An 18,635-nucleotide genomic window follows, 5' to 3' on the forward strand; every position below is an offset into this window, starting at 1 on the left:
ACCGCGGTCGGGTCAGCCGCCCTGCCCGAAAAGCCGGTCCCCCGCGATCTCTCGGGCGGCCTGCAGGGCCGTGCGGCCCGACCGGATGCCCCGCTCCAGGGCCCAGCGCTCGGCCTCGGCCTCCCACCCGGCCGGGGGCTCCACCCCGAACGCCGCCAGGTGCCGGGCCACGGCCTCGCGAAAGGTGGCCGGATCGAAGGGGTAGAACCCCAGGGACAGCCCGAACCGGTCGGCCAGGCTGATCGCCTCGGCCACGCCCTCCTGGGGATGGATCTCACCGTCGTTGGGGAACCGCTCGGGCACCAGGTGCCGCCGGTTCGAGGTGGCGACGACCAGGGTGTTCTCGGGGCGGGCCCGCAGCCCCCCTTCCAGCAGCACCTTGAGCTCCCGGTACCGGTCGTCGGTGCCGGCGAACGAGAGGTCGTCCAGGTACACGACCCACCGCCGGGGGTCCCGGTCCAGGGCTTCGAGAACCGACGGGAGCTCGGGGATTCGGGGCTCCGGCACCTCCACCAGCGCCAGCTCGGGAAACACCCGGAACAACGTGCGCACCAACGACGACTTCCCCGTGCCCCGGTCGCCCCACAGGAGCACGTCGTGGGCAGGCGCGCCCCTCAGAAACCGGCGGATGTTTTCGTAGAGCGCCTGTTTCTGCCGCTCCACGCCCACGAGGAGGGCGGGGTCCACCTCGGCCACCCGAGCCACCGGCTCGAACCGGCCCTTCCACACGAAGGCCCGGTGGTCGGCGGCGGGGGGTGGGGGAGGACCGGGGGACGCCCCCGCCAGCAGTGCCGCCAGACGATCGAGTCTTTCGAGAAGCGCCTGCATCGCGTCGGTCACCCCTCGTTCTCGCCCGAAGCCCGCGCCCGCCCGCCGTCCTCGACGGCGGCCTTGAACTTCTGGAGCTGGGCCTCGTAATAGGAACGGTTCGTTTTCGCCCGGGCCAGGGCGGCCCGCGCCGCCTCGACCGCGCCCCGGAAGTCCCGCACCCGAAACCGGGCCTCGGCCAGGGTGTCGAGGATGTGGGGGGAGGGTTTGAGCCGTACCGCCATCTCGGCAAGGGCCAGGGCCCGCTCCGGCCGGAACAGGTCCGGAGCCTTCGTGGTGACGTAGAGCCACGCCAGGTTGTTCAGTGCCTCCGCGTTGTTGGGGTCGAGCCGGATCACCCGGAGGTAGGCCTCCTCCGCCTTCGCCTCGTCGCCCGCCTCGTAGTACAGGTTCCCCAGCACGAACCACGCGCCGGCGTCCCGGGGATTCTTTTCGACCCGGTGCACCAGGCCCTGCTCGGCGACGAACCGGTTCAGGGATCGGTTCAGGGGGCCGGTGTGGAGCGCCACGGCGAGCCCGGCCGTCAGCACCACCCCGGCCCCGGTGAGACCGATGAGCCGCCGCACCCGACGGTGGTGGGCCCGGCCGACCCGGGGGTCCCGGGCGGCCGCCCAAAGGAACTCGACCCGCTCCGCGATGGATCCGTGATGCCAGCTGGGTAGGTCGCGGATGTCGCCCGAGTACCGGGCGACCCGCTCCAGGGCCGCGACCACCGGCTCGGGCCGGCCCAGGGCCTCCAGCGAGAACAGGTCGGCCTGGCGCTCGAAGGCCCGGCTCAGGCGGCCGAACAGACCCCGGAAGTACCCCACCAACAGCAGCAGCAGGCCGGCCGTGGTGGAGGCCGACACCACCAGGTCCGCCCGCGGGTTGCGCAGGAACTGGGGATCGGCGATCCCCCACCCGGCCAAGGCGGCCTCCACGAGCCGGAAGAACACCCCGACGAGCCCCACGTACCCCACGAAGAAGAACAGGTAGTACCAGAGATGGCGGTATCGCACGTGGCCGGCCTCGTGGGCAACCACGCCGTCGATCTCGTCGGGGGGAAGCAACTCGGCCAGGGCAGGGGTGATCAGCAGATACCGGTACCGGGGCACCAGTCCGACGATGCCGGCGGTGAGCACCCGCCCCTCCAGGAGGGGCCAGTAGAGCATCTCGCGCACCCGGAGCCCCAGGTGGGCCGACAGCCGCTCGAGCTGGGCCCGGAGCGGGCCCGGTGGGATCGGTTCGCATCCCCACATGGCCTTGACCAGGGCGGGGAGGAACACTCCGAGGAGCACGAGGAACGCCGGCGCGTACAGGAGCTGCAAGAGGGGGTTTGCCTCGAGGGCCGCGTAGCCGGCCGGCCACAGGGCGCGCAGGGCGTCCGACAGCGCCATGAGCACGATCCACGGCGCCAGGATCGGCAACTCCATGCGGGCGTGGCTCCAGGCGAACCGGGCCCGGCTGTGCTCCCCTCCAAGGAGCACGCCCTGAAGGGGGTATGCCTCCCACCACAGGATGACCAGGAGCGCCACGAACGGCAGGATGCCGAGCACGCTCGCGAGCATCTCGGACCGCCCGGCGGCCGGTTCCACCACCAACCCCACGTAGTCCGTGGCGTAGCACACGGCCGCGAACGGCACCAGCATGACGGCCTGGTAGGTCTGGAGGAGCCCGGGAAACAGGGCGCGGAGGTGGGCCGCCTCGACTCCGTCGTGGAGCGCCTGGGCCATGAGACGGCGGAACCGCCACCGCAGCGCGGCCCAGGTCACGGCCGGGTACAGCACCATGTGCCCCGCTGCCGACAGGGTCCAGGTGGGCTCACCTCCGCGGGGGGCCAGCGCCTGTATCGCGATCGCGATCAGAAATACGAGAACGTTTCCGTACATGGCGGGCCCATTGTACCCCCAACACGGCCCCCCGGCACCAGGGGGTCGGGCGGGCGCTGGTAAACGACCGGGAACGTGGTATGCATTTATGGTATGCATTTGAAACTGTGGTAGGCCACGAGGCGACCTGTTCGTGAAAAAAAGGAACTTCTTGCGCGGCTCACACTGGAGTTTCGGCGACAAGGCATGCGGCCTGCTTCCGGCCGCGCGCGGCTCTCCAGCAGACCCCATGCCTCCCGGACCATGAGGTGGAGGCGAAGAGGCATGGTAATGCCTAGAACGTCGGGCAATCCGGGAGGTTTTCAAACCTCCCAGCGTCCCAGCCTCCTAACGTCCTAGCGGAAGTTACATGGAAGGTGCGGTGTCCGTGGGGTGGGGAAAGGATTCCTCATGAGGTTCGGGGAACGGTCCCCTGCCGGGGCGGCGTGGGTGGCGGTCGGCGCGGTTGCCGCGCTGGGCATGGCGTGGCTGGTGGCCTCGGACCGTTGGTTGGAAGGGCTGGGGCTCGGTGTGGAGGATCTGCTGCGCTTTCGGCGGGTGGAGGGCGCGGTGCTGGTCGCCGTGGTTGCTGCCGGGGCGGGTTGGCTGGTGCGGTGTTGCGCCGGGCGGGGCCGTCGGGAAGACCGGTGGCTCGCGGCCCTGGCCGAGGAGAGCCCGGGTCCGGTGGTCTCGTTCGACGGCCAAGGGCGGTTCGTGTGGGCCAACGCGTCGGCTCGCTCGTTCGCCACCGAGCAGGGGCTGTCGTCTCCGTTGGACCTCTTGCCCCCGGGTCACGGGGAGGTGGTTGTGCGGTGTCTGTCCACGGGGCAGCCCGAGCGGCGGCTGGAGACCCGATGCGGCGAGCGGTGGTTCTCCTGGAACTTCCTGCCCGTGCTCTCGGGCCGGGGGGTGCACGCGTACGGCGGCGAGATCACCGACCTCGTGAGGGCGCGTAGGGAGCGGGAACGCCTGGAGGAGCGGCTGCGGCAGGCGGAACGGCTGGAGGCGTTGGGCCGGTTCGCCGCCGGCATCGCCCACGACTTCAACAACCTCCACATGATCATCCAGGGAAACGCGGAGCTGGGGCTTCTCCAGACCACCCGCCCCGAGGCGGTGAGGCGGTCCCTCAAGCGGATCGCGTCTGCTTCGGGCCGGGCCGCGGACTTGGTGGCGAAACTGCTGGCCTACGCCGGCGCCGAACCCACCGCGCCCGAGACCGTGGACCTGGCAGGGGTGGCGCGGCAGGTGGCGGACGAAATGGCCGATCTGGTGCCGGAAGGGGTGAATCTGCGGGTCGAGGCGGCCCCCCAGACCCCGGCGGCGTGCGCCGATGTGGGGCAGATGCGCGTGGTTGTGCTCAATCTGATCACCAACGCCCTGGAGGCGGTGGCGGCCGGGGGCGAAGTGGCGGTGCGGGTGAGGCTTTTGGACGACGCCGAGGCCTGGCTCGCCGGGGCCGAGCTCTTCGAGATCGAAGGGGGGCGGCCCTACGTACTGCTGGAGGTGGCGGACACGGGGCCGGGCATGGACGAGGAGACCCGGCGGCGGGCCTTCGACCCGTTTTTCACCACCAAGTTCCTGGGCCGGGGGTTGGGGCTCTCGGTGGTGTGGGGCGTGGCCCGCCGGTTCGGCGGAGCCGTTCGGATCGACTCCGCCCCGGGCCGGGGTACGACGGTGGGCGTGGCCCTGCCGGCGTGCCCGGGTTCGTGACCCGTCATCTCCCGCGGCTCCTTCGCCCGATCCCCCAGATCCCTCTGCGGGCCCGCCGAGCCTCGGCCTCCAGGGCGAGGAACCGGCTTTTTCCGGGGTAGTCGAAGAACCGGATGGCCCGACCGAGCCCTGCCTTGAGGATCTCCTCCGACAGATTTACCGGCTCCCTCCTCCCCGGCACGTGGAGCCACAGGAACCCCAGGATCCGGCCGTGGGCGTCGATCCGGTCGCCGGCCACCTCCAGATCCACCCGCTCGGCCCGGCCGATCCACGCCCGGGTGAACTCGGTGGCCCGGCGGGAGAACGGCTCGGCCGGCCTGCCCTCCCGGGCTTTCTCCGGGGTGTCCACCCCAAGCAGCCGCACGTGGATCTTCTGCCCGGCCCACCGGGCCACCACCGTGTCGCCGTCGATCACGTGCACGACCCGGATCGGAGCCCGTTCCGCCTGACCCGCCGCCGCGGCCACCGCAGCCAGCGCCAACAGGAGGGCGACGGCCAGCTTTCTCGAGGTGTGGCTTCGGTGTGGGCGGCAACGCATCGTACAGCCTCCGGTCAACGGTCGCCGGTCTTCGGTTTCCTGGCCCCTCAGGGCAAGCAACTCTCGCCCCCCCGCGGGCACGGGGTCTGCTGGAGCGCCCGCCCGCCTCACGGGCCGAGGCCCCAAAGATTTTTTAGTCTCTCTAGGCGGCCTCGCAGGGACCGGACGGGGCTTCCTACGGGGTCGGAGCGAAACGCGGGATCCGGACCGCGACCTTGGCGTCCAGGGCGCCGATATGGGCGGCCGGTTCGTCGGGCCGCACCGTGATCCGGACGGCCCGTTGAAGGGGCTCGTATCGTTTCTGGTACTCCGGCGGCACGTCGGTGACCGTGGGGTCCACGTGTTCGATCCGGCCGGCCCCCGTGGCTCCCGTGGCGAACACCAGCGTGACTCGGGTTCCCGTCCGGAGGCGCGGTTGCTCTGCGGGGGGGAACCACGCCTCCACGAGGAGGGAGCCGGGGTCCACCACGCGCGCCAGGGCCTCGCCCTCCCGGAGCACCTCGCCCGTTCGGCGGAACACCTCGCCCACCACCCCGCCCAGGGGGGATCGCAGTTCCACCGTTTCGGCCCTCAGGGAGCCGTGCCGGTCAGCCCCTGCTGCGAGGGAGGCCGCCCGGCGCCGCGCGTCGGCGAGCCGGGCCCGGGTCTCTTCCGAGGCCCGGGGGCTGCGCGCCCCGAGCGCCCGGAGGCGCTCCCGGAGCCGGGCCAGCTCGGCCCGGAGGGCCTGGAGCTCCGCGTCGTCGTCGGCGGGGGGCGGGGCTGGGGGGGCCCGTTTCAGGTACTCCTCCAGGGAGATGGCTTCCAGCTCGTAAAGCCTTCGCCACCGGGCGCGCTCCTGTTCCGCGGCTTCCCGCGCGGCCCGCCGTCGCGCCGCCTCGGCCTCCAGTACGGCCAGGCGCCGTTCCCGGTCGGCCGTCCGGTCCTCCAGGGTCTGCCGCTCCCGGGCGATCCTCTGGGCTTCCTGCCGGCGTTCGTCTCGGGCTCGGGCCTCGAGCCTCCGGACTTCGGCCCGCACCGCCTCCCGTTCCTCTGGACCGGTCCGGGGGAGACCGGCAGGGGCGGAGTCGGGGCCGAGGCGCGCCAGCACCTCACCGGCCTCGACCCGCCGGCCCACCTCGGCCCCCGACCAGAGGATCCGGCCCCGGTCCACGGTCTGCACCAGCGCGGACGCGCCCCGCACGAAGCCCTTCCCCTCGATGTACCAGAGCTTCCGGAACCCCAGCCGGAAGAGCACCGCTGCCGCGAGGACGAGAACCCCGAAGTAAATCACCTTGCCCACCGAGATCCGTCTCCGTTCCCTCTCGGAGGGGGTGCGAACCTGAGGACGCAGTTTCGTGAGTCGCATGGGTCACTCTCCCGGGACGGCCCGGGCCGCCCGGCGCCAGTGGGCCCAGTCGTGCACCTCGACGCGGGGCGCGTTCGGCCATAGCTCGGCGAGCCGCCGGATCTCCCGCTCCAACTCCCCCTCGGTGGCAGCCTCCCGGGCGTTTACCGCCGGCCAGCAAGGCGTCGGCCTCCAGCTTCCGGCCGCGGCCGACACCCGGTCGGCCCTGGGCCTTCCGTAGGCCATGAGCACCGCCCCATCAAGGGCCGCCGCCAACCGACGCACGAGCTCGGGGGACGCCCCCTGGGCCAGCCAGAGGGGGAACGAAGCCGTCAGCGGCACCGACGTGGGCAGCGAGTCCAAGGTTCGACGGGCCGTCTCCACCACCTCGACGAGTCCTTGAATCAGGTTCTCCTTTTCGCGAGGCCAAGCGGCGAGGGCCTGGGGCTCCACGTCCAGGTGGAGGCCCTGGAACGGGATCGGGGCCGCCGTCTGGAAGGTCTCGAATTCGGTCAGGCGTTTCCGGAACCGGTCCACGCCTCCGGGCTCGGCCCAGCGGTTCTCCCCCAGCAGGAGGTGGACCTCGATCCCGGCCCGGACGAGCTCCCGAAGCACCCGTTCCCACCCCCCGGAAAACGGGTCCAGCTCGGTCCCTCCGGGGGAGAGGTAGATCCGGTCGATCCCTTTCGTCCGGCAGAACGCCACGGCCTCGGATGGGTCGCCCAGCGCCGAGGGGCCACCCCACACGTACACGCCCCGTGGCGGGTTCTTTCGAAGGCCGGTGAGGCGTTGGGGCGGTCGGAATACCGCCTTCGGGGGGCGCTCGCAGGCGGGGACCCCCGCCGGAAACAGGCGGGCGTGGAGCTCCAGGGCCTCCAGGTACACGTCCCAGGCCCGCTCCAACGGGTCCGGGGCCGGCCGCGGTGGATCGCCTCGAAGCGACCGGGTCCGCTCCCGCTCGGCGGCGAGCGCCGCCTCGGTCCTGGCCAGACGATCCTCCGCCACCAGCGCGTCCACCCGGGCCCACAGGGCCACCCGCTGCTCCCCGGCTCGAACGGCCTGCGCCCGGGCCCGGGCCTCCCAGCGGCGGGCCGCGGCCCGGGCTCCCCGCCTTTCGGAGCCCCCCAGCGGCCAGACGAATCGGATCCCGATGCGGCCACCCCCTTGCAGTCCCTCGTCCACGTCCTCCTCCCAGGTGTAACCGGTTTCGAAGTCCAGCCGGGCGCCGCTCCGTCCAAGCTCCTCTCCCAGTTCCCGCTCCAGGCGAGCGCGCCGGAGCAGGGACGCCGGGGGCCCTGGGGAGGAATCGCACGACGGATCGGGGAACACCACCGGATCGAGGTCCCGCTCCGGATCGGGCGGGGCGCACTGTGCCCCCCTCCACTCCTCCCACGCCGTGCGGGCTTCGGCGTCCCAGCGGGCCGCTTCGGCAAGGGCCTCGTCGCGGTCCCTCCGGGCGGCGAGCACGTCTTCCAACAGGACCACCTTGTCGAGCCAGAGCCCCTCGAGACGGCGTGCCTCCTCGTCCAGACGCCCGGCGCGCTCCCGGGCCCGCCGCGCGAGCTCTCGGGCTCGGGCGTGGCGGGCCTGGGCTGCGCGGGCGCGGGCCGCCTGGGTCCGGACCCGTTCGTCCCGCTCGGCCCGGAGGGCCTCGATCTCCGCCTCGAGACGTTGCCGTTCGAGCGGCAGACGCCGGAACCGCTCCCACAGGGGGTAGCGGAGGTAGAGATCGGCCCGCTGCTGGGTGCCGGTTAGATCCTCCTCGGTGAGGTTGGGGTCCGGGTAATAGAAGTACGACCCCCGGATCTCCCATAGGGTGTCGTCGTAGGCCCGGAGGCGCTCCTCGACCCGTGCGAGACGCGCCTCGACCTCCTGGATCTCGGGCACACACGCGAAATCAGGCGACGGGCCGGCCCAGGCCCGCGCGGCCACCACCAGAGAGAACAGCGTTAGTGCCACCCGTCCGGTCACGGCGGTCCTCACCACCGATCCATCCGGGACCGGACTTTGAAGGGGGCGAAGGGATCCCGGTATGACCCCTTGGACAGGATCTCCTCGAGGTACCCGGATACCCGGGCGAACTTGAGCAGCCGCTTGTAGAGGTTGAACAGGGGAAGATAGGCAAGCCCACGAGCGTCCACCCCGGGCCTCTCCGAGAAGCCGATCATTACGGTCGCCTCGAACACCTCCGCCAGAAGGTACAGGACGTAATTTCCGAGGATCACCCAGGGCAGGATCGTCGGGTAATGGAGGATCATATCGATGAGGTAAACGATCGAGGTCATCGCCAGCACCACATGGAAAAACACGCTGTCGGCGCTGGACACTGCGTTCTCGGGCCGCCACACGGCCCGGAACGGGCTGAACACGTCTCCATGTTTGAACAGCCGGTTCTTCGCGAGGTTCCGGGCCCAGCGACGTCGCTGGCGAAACAGGGCGCCGAGCCGCGTAGGCACATTGGTCATGCAGATCGCCTCGGGCGCAAAGCTCACACGGTAACCGAGCTTGCGGAATTTCGCCGTGAGATCCGAGTCGTTGCCCGGTCCCGGGTCGTAGCCCCCCACGGCCTCGAACACCTCCCGGCGGAATGCGCCGAACGCCCCCGAAACGATGGGCAGGGTTCCCATGGCCGCACGGATGCGCCGGCCCACCGCGATGGCAAATCCGTACTCTAGGTTTTGGAGCTCGGTGAGCAGGTTCACCCGGGGGTTTCGCACTCGCACGTTCCCGGCCACACACCCGACCTGGGGATCTCGGAGGTGGCCTACCATGTGGGCGATCGCGTCCCGGTCGAAGGTCGTGTCGGAGTCGACGAACACGAACACCTCCCCCCTGGCGTATCGGGCGCCCAGGTTGAGGGTTGGCGACTTTCCCTCCCGCTCCACGTTCCGGAAAAACCGGACGTTCGGGAACCGCTTCTGAACCTGAGTGCACACCTCTGGGGTGCCGTCGGTGCTTCCGTCGTCCACGAGCACGATCTCGACGGGGTGGTAGGTCTGGTCTTGGAGGGACTCCACCGTGCGCATGACGGTGTCGGCCTCGTTCAGAACCGGGATCACCACCGTCACCAGTGGGTTACGCCCCCCGAAGGCGTCACGGTCCGCCGGTTGGGGTGGCACCGGGCGATAGAGCCATAGGTATGCGATGAGAACCACATCCGTGACGAGGTACCGCGGAAAATCAAGGAAAAAGAAGTGCCAAAACAGTCGGACCGTTCGGTCGAGCCCGGCACCAAACAAGTAGTCGAATACGTTGATAAGCCGGTCTTCCCAGCCGATCACGAGCGTTCCTCGATCCACTCGAGACGGATGCCCAGGTCAATTCCGGCAAGGCGTTCCACCACCTCTTTCACGGCTCGCCCCATTCCCTTCCGGGCGCCATCGCCGGGGGTTTCCAGTAAAAGTACGCGGAAGCGGTCTTCTCCCAGAGGACAGACGACGTCGGTTTCTCGCAGATTTCCTCGCAAGATCTCGACGAAGGATCGCAGCAACCGCAGGAGTTCCACCGGACCGATCTGTTGGAGGAGATAATCCCGGGCGCCCAGCACGACCTCGACCAGGGTGTACGGTCTCCCGTACCGATCAGCGACATGTCGGGCTAGCCTGAGGATGCTCGCAAACGTTTCAGGCTCTTCCGTGTGAACGTGCTCGCGCAGCAGTTCCCCCAAACTCCGGGACGGGATCTGCCCCGCCTCCGCCGCCGCGGCTCCCCTCGCCGTGAGAGAGTAGGACGCCACGTCGAATTTGCGTGCCACGTCCGGTCCGAACACCTTGCCGCATACGAGACTCAGGCACTCCACTTCGGGTTCGGTGGAAACCGCTCCACAGTCGAGGCACCGCGCCACCTCGTTGGGCCGGTCGAAGTCCACCCCCACGTGCCGGAGGATCCGTCGGCACTTCGGGCATATGAGGTCTTCGCCTTCGCGGAAGTCGGGTTCCGGGGCCACGTGGCCGCACCGGTAATGATGCACGTTGGCGACGACTTGGATCCGGGGCGACCGGCACGAGGGACACACCTCCCGGAAGTTGATCGCATAGTGACCGCAGTACGGGCACAGATGGATCCGATCGCGAAACTCTTTCTCAAAAAGTCCCACCGCCGCGAGTTCCTCGCACAGGGCGAACTCCTCGCCTCGGGGAAGCCCGAGGATCAGCCCGGCGAGCGGCAGGTTGTACCCCTTGGTGGCCGTGGGGTGGCGTACCGGGTCGAGCCGTTCGACCCCCCGGGTGGTCAAGAACCGGAGCAGGCTCACCTCGCGCAACTGCGTGGCGGTGGCCCTGGAGTCCGGCGGGGGGAGGGCTGCCACGGCCTCCCCCACCTGGTCCAGCCGTCCGAGGACGCGCTCCAGGGCCGCCTCGCTCCCGCCCAGGGGCCAGAGGGCATCGGCAAAGAGACGGTCCTCATCGGCCCGGTGGCCCTCGGGGCTCTCCGCTGCCGCGACGGGGCAGAGCGCGGTGGAAGGGTTGCGCCGCAGATCCCGGAGCCAGCCGGAGACCTTCTGGTCGTTCGCGTGGAAAAGGAGCACCCGGTCGGTGACGGCCGGGGTTCCGGGTCCTTCGTCGCCGGCTCGCACACGCACGGGGTGGCGGGCTTTCAGCCGATCGAGGAGGTGGGGGACGGGAACGTCGGTGACGAGAACGTAAGCCATGGGAGTTTCCTCGGGGACCCTCTTGCCGCAGCCCCCGGTCTGTTATCGTCTTCGGAAGCGGCGGTCTTGAGATCAGAGGCTCCGGCGGGCGTTCCGGGTCCGCCGTTCCAGATCCAGGAACTCTTGCCTTCGGGGATACTCGAAATGCCGGATGGCCCGGGAGAGCCCGGCCCGGAGGAGCTCGGCCGAGAGGTTTACCGGATCACTTCGGTTCGGCACGTGGAGCCATAGGAACCTCAGAAGTCCGGCCATGGGCGTCCACACGGTGGCCCGTTACCTCCAGATCCACCCGTTTGGCCCGGGCAGGCGAGCACGCCAAGGCCACCGTCCAGAGGGCGAGGATCCACTCCTTGAGGCGTTGGCGAGCCGTGGGGGATAATGCACCGCTGTCCGACCCTCCGCTTCTGCCGATCCGCTTCCCGACGAGGAACGATATGCGACAGGTTACCATCGACGGCGTGACCCTCCACCTGGCCCGGCCGGCCGACCTGGACCTGCCCTGGGTGGGGCGGGAGGATCTGGTGCGCCAGGTGCTCGCGGCCTGGATGGTCCTGGACGAGCGGGACCGCCCCATGACCCCCCGGCTCGTGGGCCGGCCCGGGGTCGGCAAGACCACCCTGGCGTTCGCCGCGGCCCGGCGGCTCGGGCGGGAGGTGTACCTGTTCCAGGCCACCATGGACACCCGCCCCGAGGACCTGGTGGTGAGCCCGGTGGTGGGGCCCGACGGGAAGATCCAGTACGTGGCCAGCTCGCTGGTGACGGCGGCCGTGCGGGGCGGGGTGTGCGTGCTGGACGAGGGCAACCGCATGAGCGAGAAGAGCTGGGCCTCGCTCGCTCCTCTCCTGGACGACCGGCGGTACGTGGAGTCGGTGCTGACCGGTCTCCAGGTCCGGGCCCACCCGGACTTCCGGCTGGCCGTCACCATGAACGAGGACGCCTCCACCTACGAGATCCCCGAGTACATCCACACCCGGCTCCAGCCCCAGATCCAGGTGGACTTTCCCGAGGCCGACGAGGAGCTGGCGATCCTGCGGGAGAACCTGCCCTTCGCCCCCGAGGACCTGCTGCGGTACGTGGTGGGGTTCCTGCAGGCGGCCCACGCCGCCGACGAGCCCTACGGCGTGCGCGACGGGATCAACGCGGCCCGCTACGCCCTGAAGCTCGCCCGGTCCTCCGGGGAGGACCCGGTGGCCTGGGTGCCCCGGGCCCTGGAGCAGGTGATTGGCGAGGAGGCGCTGGCCTACCTCAAGTTTCCGGAACGGCGTGCGTAGGACGAGATCGGGGCGATTCGACCCAGCCCCCGCGCCTTGGCCAGGTATGTTTCGTCGGCCGTGTAGCAAATCGCGTGGGGGCTCAGGAGCGCGGCGGCGTGGTACAGCGTGTCGAACAAATGGTGGCCCAGCCGTACCGAGAGATCCGTAGCCGTCTCATAGAGTTCCAGGGTGTTGAGGACCGGAAACTCGAGAGCCCACAGTAGGCGGACCGCGGTCCGGGCCAGGTTCGGGGCGAGGCGGGCGATCACGGCACCCGTCTCGGCGAGCCAGTGGGGCGGCTGGAGGGGGGCCACGGATCCCGCCTGGATATCTCGAAAAAGGTCGATGGCCGGCCCAACGTGGTCCTCGCCGGGCCGGTCGGGCAGGACCCACTTGACCGTGACGCTCGCATCCACCACCACCGTGTTCACGGCCTGCCCTCTTCCCGTGCGGTGCGGACCTCTTCGGCGGTGCATGCAGGGGCCGTGGCCCGGAGTTCCAAGATCGCCTCGACGGCCCGGGCCCGCCGGATCCGGCGACGCTCCTCTTCCACCGCGTCCATCATGAGCTTGGCGATGATGGCGCTCTTGTTCCGGCCCGCAAAGGTTTCGTTGAAGGCCTTTTTGACCTCGTCGGGAACGCTGAAATTCACCGTGGCCATGGGGCACCTCCTGGTGTTGAAATCTTCAACAATAGTGTACCCGGACGACTCGCGACCCGCAATGGGGGGACTCCGGCATGCGTAAAGACGAGCTGTACCTGGCCCGTTGGGAGGCCCCCGGCGGCGGGGAGGTCGTGGCCGTGCCGGTGCTCCACGGCCGGGTGGAGTTCGCCGGGGCCGTGGCCCGGGCGTTCCGGTGGGTGCGGCCCACGGCCGTGGCGGTGGAGTTGCCGCCCACCCTGCGGGCCGCCGTGCTGCGCGCCGTGGACCGGCTGCCCCGGGTGTCGGTGGTGACCTACGAGACCGCGGACGGCGAGGCCGTCTACTGGCTGGTGGAGCCGGCCGACCCGTTCGTGGAGGCGCTGCGCTTGGGCCTTGAGGCCGAACTGCCGCTCCTTTTCGTGGACGCGGACATCGACCAGCCCCCCGAGCACGACGAGCCGTTCCCCGACCCCTACACCGTGGCCCGCATCGGCCACCGGGCCTATGTGGAGGCCTGCCTCCGGGAGCGCGCCTACCCCGCCACCCAGGCCGACCTGCGTCGGGAGCGGGCCATGGCCGCCGGCCTGGCCGGGGCCGCCGGGCCGGGGGAGCGGGTGCTGTTCGTGTGCGGGCTGGCGCACCTGGAGCGGGTGGGCCGCATGCTCCCCGGGCCCCACGCCCAGCCCCTGGCCCGGATCCGGCGCGAGGGGGTGCGGCTCTTTCACCTGGCCTCCGCGAGCCTCCCCGAGGTGTCGAGCGAGATCCCGTTCGTCCAGGCCGTGTACGAGATGCGGCGCGCCGGGCCCGTGGCCGAGCCGGACCTCGACGGCTCCACGGTGCGGAAGCGCGTCGGGGCGTTGGAGATCCTCACGGGCCGGGCCCGGTGGGACGAGAAAAAGGCCCTGGACGATGCCGTGGCCTGGGCCGCGGCCCGCAACGGCCCGCCGGGCGCACCCCTGGATCGGCAACGGTGCCTGTACCACCTGGTGCGGCTGGCCGGCCGCCACTACCGCCAGGAGACCGGGGAGGCCCTGGAGCCCTGGCAGGTGCGCACCCTGTTCCGGTACCTGCGCAACTGGGCCCTGCTGGAGGGGCGGCTGCTGCCCGACCTCTATCAGCTCGTCGAGGGGGCGCGGTCCGTGGCCGACGACAACTTCGCCTTCGCCGTGCTGCGGCTCGCCGGTCACATGCCCTGGCAGGCCGGGGCCGACGACCTGGCCGCGGTGGAGCTCTCGGCCGAGGAGCTCCGGATGGGCTCGCGCCGCATCCGGATCCGGCGCCGGCTGGGCCGGACCAAGCGCCGGGTCCTCAAGGTGCCCCGCCGGCGCAAGGGCGAGAAGCACCCGGGGGAGTGGCTCGATGGGTTCGACCCCCAGGCCGTGTGCTCCTACCCGCCCGAGGACGAGGTGATCGAGGCGTTCGGCCGGTGGCTCCAGCAGAAGGCCGGCCGGGTGCTCTCGGAGGAGGCGGCCCGGTCCGAGCCGTTCCGGGGCTCGATGCTCGACGGCATCGACATGCGCGAGACCCTGCGCCACCTGCCCGAGGGGGAGATCTACGTCAAGGAGTTCCGCAAGGTGCCGGGCGGGGTGGGAAGCGTGGTGGTGATCTTCGACGAGGACCCGGGGCTCGAGCGCCACCCCTTCACCATGACCTGGCTGGGCGAGCACCAGCAGGAGTCGGACATGGCGTTCTACGCCACGCCGCCCCTGGACAACGTGGTGGGGCCCGGCATCTGCCGGTGCGAGTACGGGGGGTTCCTGCTGTCGTACCCGCCGCTCAGGATGGCCGACGTGTGGACCGACCCGGACTACGCCTGGACCCGCACCCCGGCCGAGCGGCTCCTGGCCGCCGGCATCGACTACTCCGAGGACCGATTCGTGGTGTACTGCGCCCCCCGGCCGCCCCGGGCGTTCCTGAAGCAGTACGCCGGGTGGCTCGACCGAAGGATCGTGTACATCCCCCTGGGCACCCTGAGCCCCCAGCGGCTCAAGCGCCTGCGGGTGGTCCACATCCTCTGGGGCAAAGACAAGCGCGACATCGCGGCGGACTACATCTGGTAGGCCGCTTCCGCCCCGCGTGGGGGCGTGGTACGGTGCCGGGAGATTCCCAGACCGGTTCGGGGCGCGAGACAAGAACGATGGGCCTACACCTTGATTCATCCACCCGTAAGAGGCTTGGCGCGTTCTACACCGACGGGGCCGTGGTGGAGTTCCTCGTTGCTTGGGGGGCACGAAAGCCGCGGCGCCGGGTTCTGGACCCATCCTGCGGAGACGGCCGGTTCCTGGAGGCCGCCGCCCGCAGGGGCGTGCCGGAGCTGATCGGATGCGACCTGGACCCTGAAGCGCTCGCCATGGCGCAGCAGAGGCTGAACGGCGCGGACTCGGATGCGCGCTGGATCCGAGGGGATTTTTTCGAGCTTTCCCCGGCAGACCTCGGGTCGGTGGATCTTGTGGTGGGAAACCCGCCCTACGTCCGGTACCAGAGTTTCCGGGGAGAAACGCGGCGCCGGGCCCTCACATCCGCCGCGGAGATGGGGGTGCGCCTGACGGGGCTCACCTCCTCCTGGGCCCCGTTTCTGCTCCATGCCACGCGATTCCTGGAGACGGGGGGAGACCTGGCGATGGTCGTGCCCGCAGAGCTCGTGCACGCCCAGTACGGGGTGGCGACGTTGCGGGGCCTCCTGAAACACTTCGGGCGTCTCCGACTCCTCGGGTTCGACCGGAATCTGTTCCCGGAGGCCCAGGAGGAGACGTTTCTTCTGTTGGCTGAGGAGCGTGGAAAGGCCTCGGACCGCATGGAGTGGGTGGATGTGGGCGATCCCGAGGGTTTGCTCCGGCTGTTGGACGTGGAGCCGCCCAGCGTACCGCTCGTCGTGGCGGGAACGGTTCGGTTCGGAGAGGCGCTGATCGGACCGGAGGCCCGGAAGGTGTGGCACCGGTGGAGGGGGTCTCGGTACGTACGCACGTTGGGGTCCATCGGACGGGTCGTGAACGGATATGTTTCGGGGGACAACGGCTTTTTCCACCGGACCCTCGACGAAGGGGCGGAATTGGGCATGCCCAGCCGTTGGCTTGTTCCGGCGGCCCGAAGCGCGAAATCCCTGAGGGGGCTTTTCTTCTCCGAGGAGGACGTCCGAGCTTTGGAGGCCAGGGGGGTGGCCCATCATCTGGTCGTGCCGGAGGATGGGTTGTTCGGCGCCGCCACTGCCGATGCTCTGGCCCGGTGGTGCAGGTTGGGGGAGCAGGAGGGTGTGCCTGACCGGTACAAATGCCGAACCCGGCGTCCCTGGTGGAGGGTCCCGGGGGTCTACACGGCGGACGTGTTCTGGTCCTACATGATCGGCGATCTGCCGCGGGTCAGCGTAAACCGGGCAGGGGCGGTGTTCGCGAACAGCTTGCACGGGGTGCGGTTGCAAAAGGACCACGTCGATCCACGGCGGGTCGCGTTGGCCGCGTACACCTCCCTGGGATTGCTGGCCATGGAGTTGGAAGGCCGGGTGTACGGCGGGGGGGTGTTGAAGCTGGAACCCACAGAGTGTGCCGCGATTCCGCTTCCCTTCCCCCCGGTGGAGGCCGAGGATCTGGACAGGGTTGCGCAACGGGTGGACGCGTGCCTGCGGCAAGGCGAGTTTGAAGGGGCCATTGCCCGGGCCGATGAGCTCCTGCTGATCCGGGGACTGGGGATGGCCGAGGAAGAGGTGCTTGTTCTGCGAGACGCGTGGCACCGGTTGGTCGAGCGACGGAAGCGTCGTAGACCTGCGCGGACCCCGAACCCGGCAGAAAGGAGACCGGCCGATGGGGACCCGGCTTGAGGCGCGGCTGCGAGGTGTTCTGGCGAGCATTCCGGCGCCCGGCGCCAACGGCACCCGTGCGGAGAAAAAGAACTACACCGAAGCGTTGAGCAGTCAGGTGACCGAGGCGCTCGCCGACGCATTTCGGGAGGCCGGCCTGCCGGGCGTCAGGGCGCCACGGGGCCGGGACAAGCAGTTCATGGGAGGATACGGGACGAAGGGCGTGGATGCGTACCTGTCGGACGAAAAGCACGGGCTTCTTCTCTCCTCCGGAACAAAGGGGCTCCTTTACGATGTTCCGAAGAATCTGAAGAACCGGTACCGGGACATGGTGATGGAGGCGCTGGAGCTTCACAAGCGGTTCCCGTACGCGGTGTGCGGACATCTCCTGTTCCTGGGAAAATCCGAGGCAGATCGCACCTCGAAGGCCTTCGGGACGGTGCTCGGTGAGGCCGTTGCCCTCCTGCAAGGAATCTCGGGCCGCACCCGACCCGATGAACCCCCCGAGCTTTACGAGGTGGTGGGGGTGACGCTGTTAGACCCAGGGGAGCCGGAGTCTCTCGACCTCTATCCTTCTGGGGTGCCGGAAGCCCTACAAGGGGGCAGGTACGTGGATCGAATGGTTCGCCGTTTTCGGGTGCGCACCCCCTTTTACCGCCCGTAGATCGGGTCCCCCATGGCCAAGACCCGGACCGTGTTCGAGTGCCAGCAGTGCGGGGCCCAGAGCCCCAAGTGGCTGGGCCGGTGCCCCGACTGCGGGGCGTGGGGCAGCCTCGCCGAGGTGCGGCAGGAGGCCGCCCCCGCCAAGGGGGCCTATGCGGGGCTCGCCACCTCGGCCGAGGTGGCGCCGCTCGCCGAGGTGGAGGGAGGGGCGGAGAGCCGGTGGCCCTCGGGCCTGCCCGAGCTCGACCGGGTGCTGGGCGGGGGCATCGTGGCCGGGTCGGCCGTGCTGGTGGGGGGGGACCCGGGCATCGGAAAGTCCACCCTGCTCCTCCAGTTGGTCCAGGCCCAGGCCCGGAGCGGCCGCAAAGCGCTCTACGTCACGGGCGAGGAGTCGGCCCGCCAGATCCGCATGCGGGCCGACCGGCTGGGCGGCCCTCCGCCCGGCCTGTACGTGTTGAGCGAGACCGATCTGGGCCGGGTGCTCGCGGCCGTGGACCGGGTGGGGCCCGAGATCCTGGTGGCCGACAGCGTCCAGACCCTGTACTCCCCCGAGATCGGCAGCGCGCCGGGCACGGTGAGCCAGGTGCGCGAGGTGTCGGGGCGCTTGGCGGTGCTGGCCAAGGGCCGGGGGGTGCCGGTGTTCCTGGTGGGCCACGTGACCAAGGAGGGGGCCCTGGCCGGGCCCCGGCTGCTGGAGCACATGGTGGACACCGTGCTCTACTTCGAGGGCGACCGGGGCCACCCCTACCGGATCCTCCGGGCCGTGAAGAACCGGTTCGGATCCACCAACGAGGTGGGGGTGTTCGAGATGGGCGAGGCCGGGCTCCAAGGCGTGGCCAACCCCTCGGCCCTGTTCCTGGCCGAGCGGCCCAAAGGTGCCGCCGGCTCGGCCGTGGTGCCGTGCCTCGAAGGGACCCGAACGCTTCTTGTGGAGGTTCAGGCCCTGGTGGCCCCGGCAACCTTTGCCGCACCCCAGCGCACCACCTCGGGGGTGGAGCGCAACCGGGTCCAGATCCTGGCGGCCCTGCTGGAGCGGAGGCTGGGCCTGCCGCTGGCCACCCACGACATCTTCGTGAATGTGGCCGGGGGGCTCCGGGTCGCGGAGCCGGCCGTGGACCTGGCCGTGGTGGCCGCCCTGATCAGTGCGTTCCGGGACCGGCCGCTTCCGGCGGACGCGGTGTTCTTCGGCGAGGTGGGGTTGGCCGGCGAGGTGCGGGGCGTGTCGCGGGCCGACGCCCGGCTGGCCGAGGCCCGGGAGCTGGGGTTCGGACGGGCGTTCGTGCCCCTTCCCGCGGCAAGGCATTTGCATGGAACCGGGGGTATCGATCTCATCGGGGTGCCTTCGGTGGCCGATCTCCTCGACCGCCTGGGGTAGCCCGGACGGTCCACGC

General features: G+C 70.3%; 16 protein-coding genes. 6 read left to right on the forward strand and 10 right to left on the reverse strand.

The window, feature by feature from the left end; genetic code table 11:
- Positions 1-12 precede the first annotated feature (12 nt).
- Both DEFCA_RS0116465 and DEFCA_RS0116470 read right to left on the reverse strand, forming a co-directional pair.
- Entirely contained in the window at positions 13-840 is an 828-nt protein-coding gene (locus tag DEFCA_RS0116465) for an ATP-binding protein (RefSeq protein ID WP_025324103.1), read from the reverse strand.
- On the reverse strand, positions 837-2,696 hold the full coding sequence (locus DEFCA_RS0116470; protein ID WP_169709625.1) for a M48 family metallopeptidase: 1,860 nt from the start codon (positions 2,694-2,696) through the stop codon (positions 837-839). Before DEFCA_RS0116470 ends, DEFCA_RS0116465 begins: the two co-directional genes overlap by 4 nt.
- Before the next feature lie 390 nt (positions 2,697-3,086).
- On the opposite strand from DEFCA_RS0116470, the gene DEFCA_RS0116475 reads away from it, so the two are divergent.
- A complete protein-coding gene (locus tag DEFCA_RS0116475) occupies positions 3,087-4,385 on the forward strand; it encodes a two-component system sensor histidine kinase NtrB (RefSeq protein WP_025324105.1) in 1,299 nt (432 codons plus the stop codon).
- 4 nt (positions 4,386-4,389) lie between these two features.
- On the opposite strand, the gene DEFCA_RS0116480 is transcribed toward DEFCA_RS0116475, so the two are convergent.
- From DEFCA_RS0116480 to DEFCA_RS0116505, 6 genes are all read right to left on the reverse strand, one after another.
- A complete protein-coding gene (locus tag DEFCA_RS0116480) occupies positions 4,390-4,923 on the reverse strand; it encodes a thermonuclease family protein (RefSeq protein WP_025324106.1) in 534 nt (177 codons plus the stop codon).
- 175 nt (positions 4,924-5,098) lie between these two features.
- Positions 5,099-6,268, reverse strand: a complete 1,170-nt coding sequence (locus DEFCA_RS19800) for an HlyD family secretion protein (protein ID WP_169709626.1) — start codon at positions 6,266-6,268, stop codon at positions 5,099-5,101.
- Between the two features lie 3 nt (positions 6,269-6,271).
- Positions 6,272-8,230 (reverse strand): hypothetical protein, encoded by a 1,959-nt coding sequence (locus tag DEFCA_RS19805; protein WP_169709627.1) that lies wholly within the window; start codon positions 8,228-8,230, stop codon positions 6,272-6,274.
- A complete protein-coding gene (locus DEFCA_RS0116495) occupies positions 8,227-9,315 on the reverse strand; it encodes a glycosyltransferase family 2 protein (RefSeq protein WP_169709628.1) in 1,089 nt (362 codons plus the stop codon). The genes DEFCA_RS19805 and DEFCA_RS0116495 overlap by 4 nt, the downstream gene beginning before the upstream one ends.
- Before the next feature lie 209 nt (positions 9,316-9,524).
- Positions 9,525-10,895 (reverse strand): TackOD1 domain-containing metal-binding protein, encoded by a 1,371-nt coding sequence (locus tag DEFCA_RS0116500; RefSeq protein ID WP_025324110.1) that lies wholly within the window; start codon positions 10,893-10,895, stop codon positions 9,525-9,527.
- A gap of 72 nt (positions 10,896-10,967) precedes the next feature.
- On the reverse strand, positions 10,968-11,147 hold the full coding sequence (locus DEFCA_RS0116505) for a hypothetical protein (protein ID WP_025324111.1): 180 nt from the start codon (positions 11,145-11,147) through the stop codon (positions 10,968-10,970).
- A gap of 182 nt (positions 11,148-11,329) precedes the next feature.
- Between DEFCA_RS0116505 and DEFCA_RS0116510 the strand changes: the two genes are divergently transcribed.
- Positions 11,330-12,166 (forward strand): AAA family ATPase, encoded by an 837-nt coding sequence (locus tag DEFCA_RS0116510; protein ID WP_025324112.1) that lies wholly within the window; start codon positions 11,330-11,332, stop codon positions 12,164-12,166.
- Here the strand turns inward: DEFCA_RS0116510 and DEFCA_RS0116515 are convergent.
- Positions 12,136-12,579 (reverse strand): type II toxin-antitoxin system VapC family toxin, encoded by a 444-nt coding sequence (locus DEFCA_RS0116515; RefSeq protein WP_025324113.1) that lies wholly within the window; start codon positions 12,577-12,579, stop codon positions 12,136-12,138. The genes DEFCA_RS0116510 and DEFCA_RS0116515 overlap by 31 nt on opposite strands.
- Entirely contained in the window at positions 12,576-12,809 is a 234-nt protein-coding gene (locus DEFCA_RS0116520; RefSeq protein WP_025324114.1) for a hypothetical protein, read from the reverse strand. The genes DEFCA_RS0116515 and DEFCA_RS0116520 overlap by 4 nt, the downstream gene beginning before the upstream one ends.
- A gap of 77 nt (positions 12,810-12,886) precedes the next feature.
- Here DEFCA_RS0116520 and DEFCA_RS0116525 point away from each other — a divergent pair, with 77 nt between their 5' ends.
- The 4 genes from DEFCA_RS0116525 (at position 12,887) to radA (ending at position 18,619) form a co-directional block, all read left to right on the forward strand.
- Positions 12,887-14,851 carry a hypothetical protein gene (locus tag DEFCA_RS0116525; RefSeq protein WP_029734268.1) on the forward strand — a complete coding sequence of 655 codons (1,965 nt, stop codon included), beginning with the start codon at positions 12,887-12,889 and terminating at the stop codon, positions 14,849-14,851.
- Positions 14,852-14,928: 77 nt separating this feature from the next.
- Positions 14,929-16,602 (forward strand): methyltransferase domain-containing protein, encoded by a 1,674-nt coding sequence (locus DEFCA_RS0116530; RefSeq protein ID WP_025324116.1) that lies wholly within the window; start codon positions 14,929-14,931, stop codon positions 16,600-16,602.
- Complete coding sequence (locus DEFCA_RS0116535) at positions 16,586-17,245, forward strand: hypothetical protein (RefSeq protein WP_025324117.1); 660 nt, start codon at positions 16,586-16,588, stop codon at positions 17,243-17,245. The genes DEFCA_RS0116530 and DEFCA_RS0116535 overlap by 17 nt, the downstream gene beginning before the upstream one ends.
- Before the next feature lie 12 nt (positions 17,246-17,257).
- Positions 17,258-18,619, forward strand: coding sequence for a DNA repair protein RadA (gene radA / locus DEFCA_RS0116540; RefSeq protein ID WP_025324118.1), 1,362 nt, complete (start codon positions 17,258-17,260; stop codon positions 18,617-18,619).
- The last annotated feature ends 16 nt before the right edge of the window (positions 18,620-18,635 follow it).

The organism is Deferrisoma camini S3R1 (assembly GCF_000526155.1).
Lineage (GTDB): Bacteria > Desulfobacterota > Deferrisomatia > Deferrisomatales > Deferrisomataceae > Deferrisoma > Deferrisoma camini.